This is a genomic window from Paenarthrobacter sp. JL.01a (assembly GCF_025452095.1).
Taxonomy (GTDB): Bacteria; Actinomycetota; Actinomycetes; order Actinomycetales; family Micrococcaceae; genus Arthrobacter.
Window position 1 is genome coordinate 649,209 of sequence record NZ_CP104877.1, and the last position, 12,508, is coordinate 661,716.

Here is a 12,508-nt window from a genome sequence, read left to right on the forward strand (position 1 = left end):
TTGCTCCGATTTCTCGTCGTCGAGCTGGGGCTATGTTGATTGGGGCTGTTGCTTGCTGTTGATCAGGCGGAGAGAGTTGCTGCGGTGGGGTCCCAGTCCTCGGGGAGGGCGGGAACCTTGTCAGCGGAGCTTTCGACATCCACGAAGGCCCGGTTGTCGATCGACTCCGCAATGGAGGCCATGGTGTCCAGGACGTGGAAGGCCAACTCGCCCTGGGCACGGTGAGGACGGCCTTCGCGGATGGCGCGTGCCATTTCAAGGACGCCGGCGCCCCGGCTCGCGGTAGAGCCCACCGACGGAACAGTGGTCCAATCGTCGGAACCCAGCGCGCAGATCCTGATGTCGCCGTCGAACATGTTCGGGTCCGGAAGCGCGATGGTGGCGTCCGTTCCCGTGATTTCCACAAACCCTGCACGCTTGAGCGGCGAATCGAAGCTGAAGATGCTCTGCGCGGACTCGCCACCTTCGAACTCAAGGATGGAGCTGACGTGCGTGGGAACGGTGACGTCGAAGACTTCGCCTGCCTTGGGGCCGGAACCGATGACCCGGGTCTCGCGGGACTTCGAACCGAAAGCGGCAACCCGGCGGATGCTGCCAAAGGTCTGAACCAGCGTGGTCAGGTAGTAAGGGCCGATGTCGAACAGTGGCCCTGCCCCGTCCTGGAAGAGGAAGGCGGGGTTGGGGTGCCAGGACTCAGGGCCGGGGGACTGCATGAGTGTCAGGGCGGTCAACGGGGTACCGATGTCTCCGCGCTCGATCATGCGGCGGGCCGTCTGGAGCCCGGCGCCGAGGAAGGTGTCCGGCGCGCAACCCAGGCGTACACCTGCAGCATCAGCGACCTTGAGCAGTCCAAGTCCGCTTTCGCGGTCCAGGGAAAAGGGCTTTTCGCTCCACACGTGCTTTCCGGCATTGACCGCTTGGGTAGCTACTTCAACGTGCGCGGCAGGAATGGTCAGGTTGACGACGATTTCGACGTCGGGGTCATTCAGGACGGCGTCCACCCCGCCGTGCTTCGCAATGCCGTACTCAGCGGCGCGGGCGGCTGCCGCGTCTTCGAACAAGTCGCCGATGGCAACTACTTTGACGTCCGGGAAGCTGGTCAGGTTGTCCAGGTACTGCTTGCTGATGACACCGGCGCCGATGATGCCGACTCCGACGGGGCCGGAACCAACCGGGCCGAAGGATGCTCCTGTTGCGTGGCTCATGCGTTGACCTTTCCAGCGCTGAGGTAGTTGTAGCTGTCGCGGACGGCTTCGAACATGTCGCCCTCGAAGTCGTCAAGCTCGACGACGCCTGCCTCGAGCGAACCGGCCGCGTCGAGAACCTCCCAAATGGGCATCTTGCCGTCGCCCACAGCCAACTGCTGGGACGGATCCGAGGTGACGGGGCCGTCCTTGATGTGGATGAACTTCACCCGGTCACCGAGGCGGGCCAGGAGTTCAGCCGGGTTCTGGCCACCAACCGCTGCCCAGTAGGTGTCGAGCTCCAGGACCACCTCAGGAGCCAAGTGGTCGGCGAGGTGCTCAATGGCCGTTTTCCCGTCGATGACCGACTCAACTTCCCACCAGTGGTTGTGGTAGCCGACGCGGACTCCGTACTCGGCACCCTTGGCGGCGGCTGCGTTGAGCTGGTTGGCGGTTTCCTTGATGTCTTCAATGCTGTTCCAGCGCTCAATGGGAACGTGGGGGTCGATGACAGTGCCGATGCCCAACTGCTGTGCAGCGGCGAAGATTGCGTCCTGGTCATCGCTGAGCAATGGAGCGTGGCCGGAGGGGGCGGTGAGGTTGTTCTCTGCCAATGCCTGCTTCAGCTCAGCGGCCTTGGCGACAAAGCGGTACGGCTCCACCATCGTGAAACCAATTTCTGCCAAACGCTGGATGGTTCCAGCAAGATCCTCTTCCAAGGCCTTTCGGACCGTGTAGAGCTGGATCGAATATGACACTGTCTCTCCTCGTCATTGTGGGTGAGTGCGGAATCGGCCGGGGTGATAACCACCATCTGCGGTCGTGATGTGCTGCTCATCACAACCTAGGGGGACTTTTGACGGCGGTCAAGCAAAAGTTGAAATATGGCCGACAAACTTTTATTGCATGACACGCATAAGCAATCGTGCTTCACTAAGTGCATGACTCCAGCACCCGCAAACGACGCCGGAAACGCCCAGGTCTTAGAGGCCGGCAATCTGTCGCGCGCTGGTGATCTCTTCCAACTTCTCCGCGACGGCCAGGCCCGGACCCGCGCCGAGTTGGCCCTCACCACGGGGTTGGCCCGCTCCACCGTCGCCTCCCGCATCGACGCGCTGATCAACTCCGGACTGGTCGGTCCGGCAGGTGAGGCAAGCTCCAGCGGCGGCAGGCCGCCGTCGCGCTTTGCCTTCAACCCTGCCGCGCGGGTGGTACTGGCGGTCGACGTCGGAGCAACCCACGTGATTGTCGCCGTCACCGACCTCGGCGGCAGCGTCCTGGCGGAGCGGCGGCTGAAGCAGGAAGTAGCCGACGGTCCCGAAGTGGTCCTGAACCGTGTGGTGTCCGCGGGCCGCGAGCTCCTGGCCGAGGCCGGTCGGGAGCCGGGCGACCTTGCGGGCATGGGCATCGGACTTCCGGGCCCCGTGGAACACGACACCGGACGGCCCGTAAAGCCGCCGATCATGCCGGGTTGGGACGGGTTCGACGTCGTAACTTACGTCCAGCGCTCGCTGCCTGTTCCTGTCTTGGTGGACAACGACGTCAACATCATGGCGCTTGGGGAGCGGACCGCGTACTGGCCCGACCACGACAATTTCCTCTTCATCAAGGTGGCCACCGGCATTGGTGCGGGCATCATCAGCAGCGGTGAGCTGCAGCGTGGCGCCAACGGCACCGCCGGCGACCTCGGCCACGTCCGTGTTCCACGCGGAGACGACGTCCTTTGCCGATGCGGCAACTACGGCTGTCTCGAGGCACTGGCGTCGGGTCCCGCCGTCGCGCACCAACTCCGGGCACAAGGGCTGGAAGCCAGCAACGGCGCGGACGTCCTGCGCTTGGTCGGTGAGGGAAACCTGCAGGCCATCCAGGCGTTGCGGCAGGCCGGGCGCGACGTCGGGGACGTCCTGGCCACCGTGGTCAACCTGCTGAACCCTTCCATGATCATCATTGGCGGCAGTGTGGGAGAGGCCGGCGAGCACTTGGTGGCAGGCATCCGCGAGGTGGTCTACCGGCGATCGCTGCCGTTGGCCACCACGCACCTCCGTATCGGTATCTCCATGGCCGGCGAGCGCTCCGCGATCCTTGGCGCGAGCCAGATGGTGACCCGCTACGTCCTTTCGCCTGCGGTGATCGAGGCCACGCTGCAAGCCACGGGGTGAGGCTTCATGGATGCCGGTGGGGACGCGCAGGCGTGATAGCAATGAAACTGATGAAAACGTTTCCTGTCACTTGCCGGTCCACACCATGAGCCAATTCCTCGCCAAAGTTCCCAGAGGCTGGTTGCTGCTGGCATGTATCGGGCTGATTGCCCTGAATATGCGCGGGCCGTTCGTCGCCGTGGCGCCGGTGGTGGATCTGCTCCGACAGGACCTCGGCTTTTCGCCGGTGGAACTTGGGTTGCTGACAGGCATCCCTGTGCTCTGCTTCTCGCTTGCCTCGCCGTTGGCGTCATTGGCCGGACGCCGGCTGGGCGCCGAGTTTGCGGTCATGCTGACCCTGCTCGGAGTGCTGGCCGGTGTGGTGATCCGCTCCGTCGGTGGCGGCGCGCTGGTGATGGCGGGCACGGTCGTCATCGGTTTGGCCATCACCATCGGGAACATCGCGGTCCCGCTGATCATCCGGCGTGACTTCGCTCCCAGACGGCAGGCGACTGCGATGGGCGTCTATACGGCGGCACTGAACATCGGCTCCTTCCTCACCTCCGTTGCTACAGCGCCGTTGGCTGCACTGGTGGGGTGGCGGCTCTCCCTCGCCGCAAGCGCGTTGCTGGCCCTGGCCGCGATCCTTTTCTGGGTCCCGACGGTAGGTGCGAGGCGCGCCCTGGTGCCTGCCGCCGTCGGGTCTTCCGCGCCGTCCGGTTCGGGGCGCGTCGCCGGTGTTGGATGGCTGACCGCCGGCCTGACCCTGGGCTTTGCCGGCCAGGCCTTCTCCTACTACGGCGTCACCGCGTGGCTCCCGAGCTTCCTGTCCGACGAACTCGCGATGGACACCGCCCAGGCGGGCGCCGGTTCCTCGCTGTTCCAGATTTTCGCGATCCTGGGCGGCCTGGGCGTGCCGCTCCTGGCCCGTTTCAGCAGTACGACGGCGGTCGCGGCCACCTTGAGTGCCTTGTGGCTGACCGTTCCCGTTGGTTTGTTGCTGGCACCGTCGTGGTGGTGGCTGTGGTCTTCCCTCGGTGGGATTGCGCAGGGCGGCGGGATTACGGTGATCTTCATTGCCATCATCCAGTTCGCCCGTTCCCAGGCTGCCGCGGGGAAGATGTCTGCCGTGGTCCAGGGCGTGGGTTACTGCTTTGCTGCCTTGGCGCCGACGATTGTTGGTTACGTCCACAGCGTGTCCGACGGTTGGACTGCGCCGTTGTTCGTGATCCTGGGCTCTGTAGTCGCGTTCTGTGTGTGCACCACGTTGTCCGTGCGCTGGGTATCCCGCCAGGCCTAAACCCCTTTAACCCAACTGGGGGACAGCAAACGCTCCACTGAGTGCTCAGTGGAGCGTTTGCTGTCCCCTGGTTGGGTGGTTGTTCCGGTGCTGGGCTGCCTCCCCGGCCTTCGGGGGCACTTGTTGCGAACAGTGCAGGCAGCCCAGCGACGGGGCTTGTTGGGTTGCTGTGGCGAGTGCTGCTAGGCGGCGACCAGTTCTTCTTCCGTAGCTTCTTCGCGGGCTTCGGTGAGGAAGCGGGCGTAGGCGGGGATGGTCAGGAAGGTGGGGAACTCTTCTGCCAGGGTCACTTCTTCGAAGATGGCGCGTGCATCAGCGAAGCGGTCGCCGTCGAAGCGTTCCAGGCGGGCGAATTCCTCGTCCAGCATGTCCTCGACCCACTCGCGGGTGATGATGTCGCCCTGGTCGGTGATGGCGTGGGAGTGGATCCACTGCCATAGCTGGGACCGGGAGATTTCGGCGGTGGCGGCGTCCTCCATCAGGTTATGGATGGCCACCGCACCATTGCCGCGCAACCAGGACTCGATGTAGCGGATGCCTACTTCGATGTTGAGGCGAACGCCGTGTTCGGTGATGGTTCCTGTCGTGGTGGAGATGTCGATCAGGGCACGATCGTCCGGGGTGACGTCCTCGCGGGTCTTGGCGAGTTGATTCGGCTTCTCGCCGAGCACCGAATCGAAGACTTCGCGGCATACGGGCACCAGGTCCGGGTGGGCAACCCACGAGCCGTCGAAGCCGTCGTTGGCTTCGCGGGTCTTGTCGGCACGGACCTTCTCGAAGGAAGCTGCGTTGGCTGCCTCGTCCTTGCGGTTCGGAACAGCTGCTGCCATGCCACCAATTGCCAAGGCTCCGCGTCGGTGGCAAGCCCGGACCAGTTGCTCGGTGTAGGCCCGCATGAACGGCTGGGTCATGGTCACCTGGCCGCGGTCCGGAAGTACAAAACGGGGCCCACGGGTACGGAAGTTCTTGATCAGCGAGAAGATGTAGTCCCAACGGCCGGCGTTCAATCCACTGGCGTGGTCCCGCAGTTCGTACAGGATCTCTTCCATCTCGAACGCGGCCGTGATGGTTTCAATCAACACGGTGGCGCGGATGGTGCCCTGCGGAATGCCGAGCAGGTCCTGTGCCAGGATGAAGATGTCGTTCCACAGCCGGGCTTCGAGGTGGTTCTCGATCTTGGGCAGGTAGAAGTACGGGCCCTTCCCCTGGGCGAGCAGGCGGCGGGCATTGTGGAAGAAGTACAGCCCGAAGTCCACGATTCCGCCGGCAATCGGCTTGCCATCGATCAGCATGTGCTTCTCCGGCAGGTGCCAGCCACGCGGACGGACCACGATAGTGGGCAGCTCGTCAGCGGCCTTGAGTTTGTACTCCTTGCCCTCCGGTGACGTGAAGTCGATCCGGCGTTCCAGCGCATCGGTCAGGTTCAACTGGCCCTGGATCACGTTGCGCCAGGTCGGAGTGGAGGAGTCCTCCATGTCGGCCAGCCAGACCTTCGCGCCGGAGTTCAGGGCGTTGATGGTCATCTTCTTATCCACCGGACCGGTAATCTCCACGCGGCGGTCCTCGAGACCCGGTGCCGGGGGAGCCACGCGCCAGGACGGGTCATTGCGGATGCCCTCGGTTTCCGGCAGGAAACGGGGATCCTGGCCACTCGAAATCGCGTTACGCCGGGCGTGCCGTGCCTGCATCAGCTCCTGCCGACGATCAGCAACAGCACGGTGCAGCTTGCCGACGAACTCAAGCGCATCCGGAGTGAGGACCTCGTTCTGCCGCGAAATGGGCTGCGCAGTCAGGGTGATGCCATTAATAGTGAAGTTGTCGGTGAAGCTGTTCATTTCAAGACTCCTAAGAAAATGTTCGACGGCGGCAGGTCGGGTGAGGTGCCCACGAGGCCGGAGGTGTGGTGATGCGGCAGCCTGCGTAAAAGGGGCCCTGCGTCCCGGTCCGTCCTCGCTCAGCGAGGTCGAAACCGGGACGTGGGGAATAGCAGGCAGAGCATCACCGCTCCGCAGGCCGGAGGCGACAATCGCCGTCGGGGTGGGTTAGTGGAACTGGCCTTCTTCGGTGGATCCCACCAGGGCCAAGGTTGATGCGTTCGGGTTGAGCGCGGTTGCGATGTCGTCGAAGTAGCCGGTGCCGACTTCGCGCTGGTGCTTCGTGGCGGTGTAGCCGCGGGACTCGGAGGCGAATTCCTTTTCCTGGAGCTCGACGTAGGCGCTCATGCCTTCACGGGCGTAGCCGTGGGCGAGGTCGAACATCGAGTAGTTCAGGGCGTGGAAGCCGGCCAGGGTGATGAACTGGAACGTGAAGCCCATGGCACCGAGTTCGCGCTGGAACTTGGCGATTGTGGCGTCGTCCAGGTGCTTGCGCCAGTTGAAGGACGGGGAGCAGTTGTAGGAGAGCATCTGGTCCGGGAACTCAGCCTTGACCGACTCGGCGAACTTGCGGGCCAGCTCCAGGTCCGGGGTACCCGTCTCCATCCAGATGAGGTCGGAGTACGGTGCGTAGGCCTTGGCGCGGGCAATGCAGGGTTCGATGCCGTTGCGGACCTTGTAGAAGCCCTCGGGGGTACGTTCACCGGTGATGAATTCCTGGTCGCGCTCATCGACGTCGGAGGTGATCAGGGTTGCTGCCTCGGCGTCGGTGCGGGCGATGACGACGGTCGGGGTACCGGCGACGTCGGCTGCCAAGCGGGCTGCGTTCAGGGTCCGGATGTGCTGCTGGGTGGGGATCAGGACCTTGCCGCCGAGGTGTCCGCACTTCTTCTCGGATGCGAGCTGGTCTTCCCAGTGCACGCCTGAGGCGCCGGCGGTAATCATGGATTTCATGAGCTCGTAGGCGTTGAGCGGGCCACCGAAGCCGGCCTCGGCGTCGGCGACGATCGGCACCAGCCAGTCCTCAACGGTCTTGACGCCCTCGGCGTATTCGATCTGGTCTGCGCGGAGCAGTGCGTTGTTGATGCGGCGGACAACCTGCGGCACCGAGTTGGCCGGGTACAGGGACTGGTCCGGGTAGGTGTGACCGGAGAGGTTGGCGTCGGCTGCAACCTGCCAGCCGGACAGGTAGATGGCTCGCAGTCCCGCCTTGACCTGCTGGACGGCCTGGTTGCCGGTCAGTGCACCGAGGGCGTTGGTGTAGCCGCCGTTCGGGGCTTCCTCGGTGAGCTGCTTCCAGAGCTTCTCCGAACCGCGGCGGGCCAGGGTGTGCTCTTCGGAGACGCGACCGCGGAGGCGGACGACGTCGGAAGCTGAGTAATCACGGGTGACGCCCTCCCAGCGCGGGTTGGCGGACCATTCAAGTTCCAGCGCTGCTGCCTGCTGCTCGGCGGTCTGCTCTGCTGGTTCAAACGATGCGGTCATTGCATGTCTCCTAATATCCTGGCGGGGCTCCCGGGCTGGCCTCCGCAGCTTCCTTGCTGCTTCGGCCGGCTCACCGGGGTCTGTATTTCTTTTTCGTGAGAACTACTTTTCTGCACTTTCAAGGGCCTTTCTAGAGGAAAAGTATGGAAAGAAATGCAGTTCTTCGCGTATTCTCAAGAAATGTCGCCTTCAAGCTGGAATCGAGACGTCGCGTCGCCGTCGTCGTCCCCTGCAACCCCCGAACTGGACGTCATCAGCCTCGGCCGCCGCGTGCGCCACCTGCGCAAGCAAGCCGGCCTGACGCTCGATGACCTGAGTGCCGCCGTCGGGACCGCACCAAGCCAGCTGAGCCTGATTGAAAACGGCAAGCGCGAGCCCAAACTGGGACTGCTTCAGCAGCTGGCCGCGTCCCTCAACGTGAGCATCGACCAATTGCTTGGTGCGGAACCGCCGAGCCGCCGCGCAGCCTTGGAAATCGAGCTCGAACGGTACCAGCGCGGACCCCTGTACGAGTCGCTGAACCTGCCCAAAATCCGCATCAGCTCGCGGCTTCCGCTGGAGGTTCTGGAGTCGCAGGTGGGGCTGCTTCAGGAGCTCGAACGCAAACTTAATGAGCAAGCCGCGACGCCGGAGGAAGCCCGCCGCGCGAACGGCGAGTTGCGTGCCATGATGCGCGAGCGCGGTAACTATTTCCCCGAGTATGAGGCCGAGGCGCAGAAGGTCCTGAAAGGGGTCGGCTACACTACGGGTCCGCTGAGCCAACACGTCATTGCGGACATCGCCGAGAACCTCGGTTTTTCGCTTCACCATGTGGGTGACCTGCCGCATTCCACGCGGTCTGTAACGGATTTGAAGAACCGCAGAATTTACCTGACACAGAACCAGAGGCAGGACCACGACCCCCGTTCTGTGCTGCTGCAGGCACTGGGACACTACGTCCTGGGGCACGAAACTCCGCGGAACTACGGCGACTTCCTGGCACAGCGCGTGGCAACCAACTACTTCGCGGCGGCCTTGTTGCTGCCCGAGCATGCCACAGTGGAGTTCCTGCAAAAGGCCAAAGCTGCCAAGGAAATCGCGGTGGAGGACATCCGCGATGCCTTCGCCGTGTCGTACGAAACCGCCGCGCACCGCTTCACCAACCTGGCTACCAAGCACCTGGGCATCACCACGCACTTCCAGAAGACCCACCAGTCCGGCATCATCTACAAGGCCTACGAGAACGACGGCGTGACGTTCCCGCAGGATCACACCGGGGCGATCGAGGGGCAGCCGTCGTGCAAGGCGTGGACCTCGCGGGCTGTGTTCGATGTGCCGGACAAGTTCAGCGCCTACAGCCAATACACCGATACGCCGTCCGGAACGTACTGGTGCACCGCCCGCACCGAGCGTTCGGCTTCAGGGGAGTTTTCGTTGAGCATTGGCGTGCCGTACCAGCACGTGAAGTGGTTCCGTGGCCGTGAAACCACGGCCCGGGCAACGTCGAACTGCCCGGATCCGAATTGCTGCAAGCGTCCGCCCGCGGCGTTGGCCGACGAGTGGGCCGGAAACGCGTGGCCTTCGGCCCGGGCCCACTCACACCTGCTCGCCGCGATGCCTCCGGGGGCGTTCCCCGGCGTGGACGAGACCGAGGTGTACTCCTTCCTGGAGGCCCACTCCGGGCGCTGAGTCTTTCGGTGGCCGGAGGCTCGAGTTCGCGGGAAACTTGCGAGATCGCTGGAAGTTTCCGGGCGATCTCGCCGGTTTCCCGCGAACTCGCGGCGCACCTGGGCTAGGGAACCAGCCGCGCCACCAGCACTGCCGCAGCGTTGACGACGTCGTCCGCCGCCTTCTTGGTGGCACTCAAGGCGACCTCGTGGCCGGCAACCGTAATGATGTCCGTGATCACCGCGACGGTGAGCCGTCCCAGGGTGTCCTCGCTGGTTCCGAGCAGCACAGAGTTTTGGCGGACCCATTCACGGCCGCGTTCACGACGGAGGACCTCAAAGCCCGGGGGAGTGTCGCCCTCGATGAACACGCGCTCCAAGTCACGGTGCTTCCAGGTGTAATCGAAGTAGCTGCGGCTGCCGACGTTGAACAGGGCCAGCGGTTCGGTTTCCCCGGCTTTGCGGGCCTTGGCCACTGCGGCGGCTACCAGGCGTTCGTGCTCGTTTTGGTAATCGTCCCAGAGGGCCAGGAAGAGCTCGGTCTTGCCGCCAAAGTGGTGGTAGAGGCTGCCGACGCTGGATCCTGCGCGGGCCACGATGTCGGAGATGCTGGCGTCCGTGAAGCCGTGTTCCACGAACACGTCGGCGGCGGCATCCAACAGGTTGCGCTGCGTTGCCGCGGTGCGTGTCCACTTCCAGGAGCCCGCGGAGGTTGCTGCTTCAGAGGTTTTGCGGACCAAACCGGAACTCCCTCGCGGATGGGCCAGGACTCGGCGTGTTTCACCGTTATTTTCTGGAATCCTACCCTCGAAATTATCCACATAGCCAGCAGTGACCCTTGACCAGCGCAACAGGGACGGGAAATAATTTTGGAAGTCGGTTCTAGAAATACATATTGCGGCATATATCCGAATGCTGCGATTTTTGACGTGGGACGCCCCGAAACCCGGGTGCCGTTTTCGCCGTCGGGCTGCAACTGGTTGAATCGCTATATAGCGCCAACTGGTCGCAGCCAACCAAGCCAGAGAGGAACGCGGCCTGATGTCCGTTTCAAGCAAGTCGTCCGGGATCACGTCGAACAGGTGGTTCAAGCCCGTCGTCGTCACTGCGGGAGCTTTGGTGGTGGCCCTGATCGTGGTTCTGGTGGCTCAGTGGCTCCGAACCCTGCAGCCGGTGCAGCAGTTCCTGACGGACTACCCTGGCCACTCAGCGATCCCGGAGGGCACGCCCACTGGATTCCCGGCGTGGCTTGGCTGGCAGCACTTCCTGAACATGTTCTTCATTGTCCTGATCATTCGTTCGGGCTGGCAGGTGCGCACCACTAGCCGCCCGCCGGCGTATTGGACCAGGAACAACAAGGGTTTCATCAAGACCAAGAACCCGCCCAGCAAAATCAGCCTGGACCTTTGGTTCCACCTGACCCTGGACGCCCTGTGGGTCCTGAACGGCATCATTTTCATCGTTCTGCTCTTCGCGACCGGCCAATGGTTGAGGATCGTTCCGACCAGTTGGGACGTCTTCCCGAACGCGGTTTCGGCCGGCCTGCAGTACGCCTCGCTGAACTGGCCCGTTGAGAACGGCTGGAACAACTACAACAGCCTCCAGCTCCTGACCTACTTCATCACTGTCTTCATCGCCGCGCCGCTGGCTATCATCACAGGTATCCGGATGTCCGGTGCATGGCCAAAGAAGGCCGCCATCAACAAGTTCTACCCCATCGAGCTGGCCCGCAAGATCCACTTCCCCGTGATGATCTACTTCGTGGCGTTCGTGATCGTCCATGTGACCCTGGTGCTGGCCACGGGGGCGCTGAACAACCTGAACCACATGTACGCGGCCAACAACGACAACAGCTGGTGGGGCTTCGGAATCTTCGCGGCCTCCATCGTCTTCACAGCCGCCGCCTGGTTCCTGGCACGGCCGTTGTTCCTGCGCCCGATCGCCTCGCTGATGGGCAAGGTTTCGCGCTAGCCCCTGACAACAACAGCCGCTCCGGAAGGGTTTCCGGAGCGGCTGTTCTTGTCTGGAAAGCGGAAGGGCTAGCTCAATGCCCCGCCCTGCCACAGCGCGTCAAACGGTGCGCCGGAGGACACCCGGTTCTTGATGCCCGCCGTGACGAAGGCCTTGGCGGTGCGGGCGGCTTCCAGGGGCGTCGCGCCCTTGGCCAACTCCGCGGTCACGGCCGCAGCAAGCGAGCAACCGGCACCGGAGACCGCAACTTCGCCAACCTTCGGCGCGCGCAGGACTTCCAGCGTTTCGCCGTCGTAGTAGACGTCGACGGCGTCGGGTCCTTCCAGCCGCACCCCGCCTTTGGCGAGGACTGCTGCGCCGCTGATCTCGTGGATCCGGATGGCTGCGGCCTTCAGGGACTCCTCGTCCGTGATCGTGAGCCCTGACAACGACTCGGCTTCAAAGTGGTTGGGCGTGACGTACGTGGCCAGTGGCAGAATCTGTGCCTTCAAGGCCTGGTCGGTGTCCAGGGCATGGCCCGGTTCCTGGCCCTTGCAGATCAGCACGGGGTCGAGCACCACGTGCTTGAACGTGCCGCCGGACAGGGCATTCTCCACGGTGCTGATGGTTGCCGGGCTGCCGAGCATGCCGATCTTCACGGTGTCCAGAACCGAAGGTGCGCCAGAAGCGGCACCGTATGCCGCCGTCGTGGCTTCCAGCTGGTCCGCAATGACCTGCTGGTCCACCGGCACGAAACGGTGGTTCCAGCTGTCCTGCGGGTTGAAGGACACGATGCAGGTGAGGTTCGCGATTCCGAACACACCGAGTTCCTGGAAGGTCTTGAGGTCGGCCTGCGCGCCGGCGCCACCGGTCGCTTCGGAGCCGGCGATGGTCAGGGCAATGGCTGGGGCAACGGCTGAAGTCATGATTC

Annotated in this window: 10 protein-coding genes; 4 read left to right on the forward strand and 6 right to left on the reverse strand. The window is 63.6% G+C overall.

The window, feature by feature from the left end:
- Positions 1-62 precede the first annotated feature (62 nt).
- Positions 63-1,205 (reverse strand): Gfo/Idh/MocA family protein, encoded by a 1,143-nt coding sequence (locus tag N5P29_RS03215; RefSeq protein WP_262277232.1) that lies wholly within the window; start codon positions 1,203-1,205, stop codon positions 63-65.
- A complete protein-coding gene (locus N5P29_RS03220; RefSeq protein ID WP_144661487.1) occupies positions 1,202-1,942 on the reverse strand; it encodes a sugar phosphate isomerase/epimerase family protein in 741 nt (246 codons plus the stop codon). Before N5P29_RS03220 ends, N5P29_RS03215 begins: the two co-directional genes overlap by 4 nt.
- Positions 1,943-2,125: 183 nt before the next feature.
- Here N5P29_RS03220 and N5P29_RS03225 point away from each other — a divergent pair, with 183 nt between their 5' ends.
- Positions 2,126-3,343, forward strand: a complete 1,218-nt coding sequence (locus N5P29_RS03225; protein ID WP_262277233.1) for an ROK family transcriptional regulator — start codon at positions 2,126-2,128, stop codon at positions 3,341-3,343.
- Between the two features lie 85 nt (positions 3,344-3,428).
- Complete coding sequence (locus N5P29_RS03230; protein WP_262277234.1) at positions 3,429-4,622, forward strand: MFS transporter; 1,194 nt, start codon at positions 3,429-3,431, stop codon at positions 4,620-4,622.
- A gap of 182 nt (positions 4,623-4,804) precedes the next feature.
- Here N5P29_RS03230 and aceB read toward each other — a convergent pair whose 3' ends face one another.
- Both aceB and aceA read right to left on the reverse strand, forming a co-directional pair.
- The gene (gene aceB, locus N5P29_RS03235) at positions 4,805-6,457 is read right to left on the reverse strand and encodes a malate synthase A (RefSeq protein ID WP_262277235.1); all 1,653 of its coding nucleotides are present in this window, start codon (positions 6,455-6,457) and stop codon (positions 4,805-4,807) included.
- Positions 6,458-6,664: 207 nt separating this feature from the next.
- A complete protein-coding gene (gene aceA, locus N5P29_RS03240; RefSeq protein WP_262277236.1) occupies positions 6,665-7,981 on the reverse strand; it encodes an isocitrate lyase in 1,317 nt (438 codons plus the stop codon).
- A gap of 153 nt (positions 7,982-8,134) precedes the next feature.
- Here aceA and N5P29_RS03245 point away from each other — a divergent pair, with 153 nt between their 5' ends.
- Positions 8,135-9,649, forward strand: a complete 1,515-nt coding sequence (locus tag N5P29_RS03245; RefSeq protein WP_262277237.1) for an XRE family transcriptional regulator — start codon at positions 8,135-8,137, stop codon at positions 9,647-9,649.
- Between the two features lie 103 nt (positions 9,650-9,752).
- Here N5P29_RS03245 and N5P29_RS03250 read toward each other — a convergent pair whose 3' ends face one another.
- Positions 9,753-10,367, reverse strand: a complete 615-nt coding sequence (locus tag N5P29_RS03250; protein WP_262277238.1) for a TetR/AcrR family transcriptional regulator — start codon at positions 10,365-10,367, stop codon at positions 9,753-9,755.
- Positions 10,368-10,668: 301 nt separating this feature from the next.
- Between N5P29_RS03250 and N5P29_RS03255 the strand changes: the two genes are divergently transcribed.
- Positions 10,669-11,598: a cytochrome b/b6 domain-containing protein gene (locus N5P29_RS03255; protein ID WP_262277239.1), complete on the forward strand. Its 930-nt coding sequence runs from the start codon at positions 10,669-10,671 to the stop codon at positions 11,596-11,598.
- Positions 11,599-11,666: 68 nt separating this feature from the next.
- Here N5P29_RS03255 and N5P29_RS03260 read toward each other — a convergent pair whose 3' ends face one another.
- Positions 11,667-12,503 (reverse strand): hydroxymethylpyrimidine/phosphomethylpyrimidine kinase, encoded by an 837-nt coding sequence (locus N5P29_RS03260; RefSeq protein WP_262277240.1) that lies wholly within the window; start codon positions 12,501-12,503, stop codon positions 11,667-11,669.
- Positions 12,504-12,508: the final 5 nt, after the last annotated feature.

Excerpts from the sequence above, each read along its gene's own strand:
- aceA (WP_262277236.1), bottom strand. The coding sequence starts at position 7,981 with ATGACCGCATCGTTTGAACCAGCAGAGCAGACCGCCGAGCAGCAGGCA.
- N5P29_RS03245 (WP_262277237.1), top strand. The coding sequence starts at position 8,135 with ATGCAGTTCTTCGCGTATTCTCAAGAAATGTCGCCTTCAAGCTGGAAT.
- N5P29_RS03215 (WP_262277232.1), bottom strand. The coding sequence starts at position 1,205 with ATGAGCCACGCAACAGGAGCATCCTTCGGCCCGGTTGGTTCCGGCCCC.
- N5P29_RS03230 (WP_262277234.1), top strand. The coding sequence starts at position 3,429 with ATGAGCCAATTCCTCGCCAAAGTTCCCAGAGGCTGGTTGCTGCTGGCA.
- N5P29_RS03260 (WP_262277240.1), bottom strand. The coding sequence starts at position 12,503 with ATGACTTCAGCCGTTGCCCCAGCCATTGCCCTGACCATCGCCGGCTCC.
- N5P29_RS03255 (WP_262277239.1), top strand. The coding sequence starts at position 10,669 with ATGTCCGTTTCAAGCAAGTCGTCCGGGATCACGTCGAACAGGTGGTTC.
- N5P29_RS03225 (WP_262277233.1), top strand. The coding sequence starts at position 2,126 with ATGACTCCAGCACCCGCAAACGACGCCGGAAACGCCCAGGTCTTAGAG.
- aceB (WP_262277235.1), bottom strand. The coding sequence starts at position 6,457 with ATGAACAGCTTCACCGACAACTTCACTATTAATGGCATCACCCTGACT.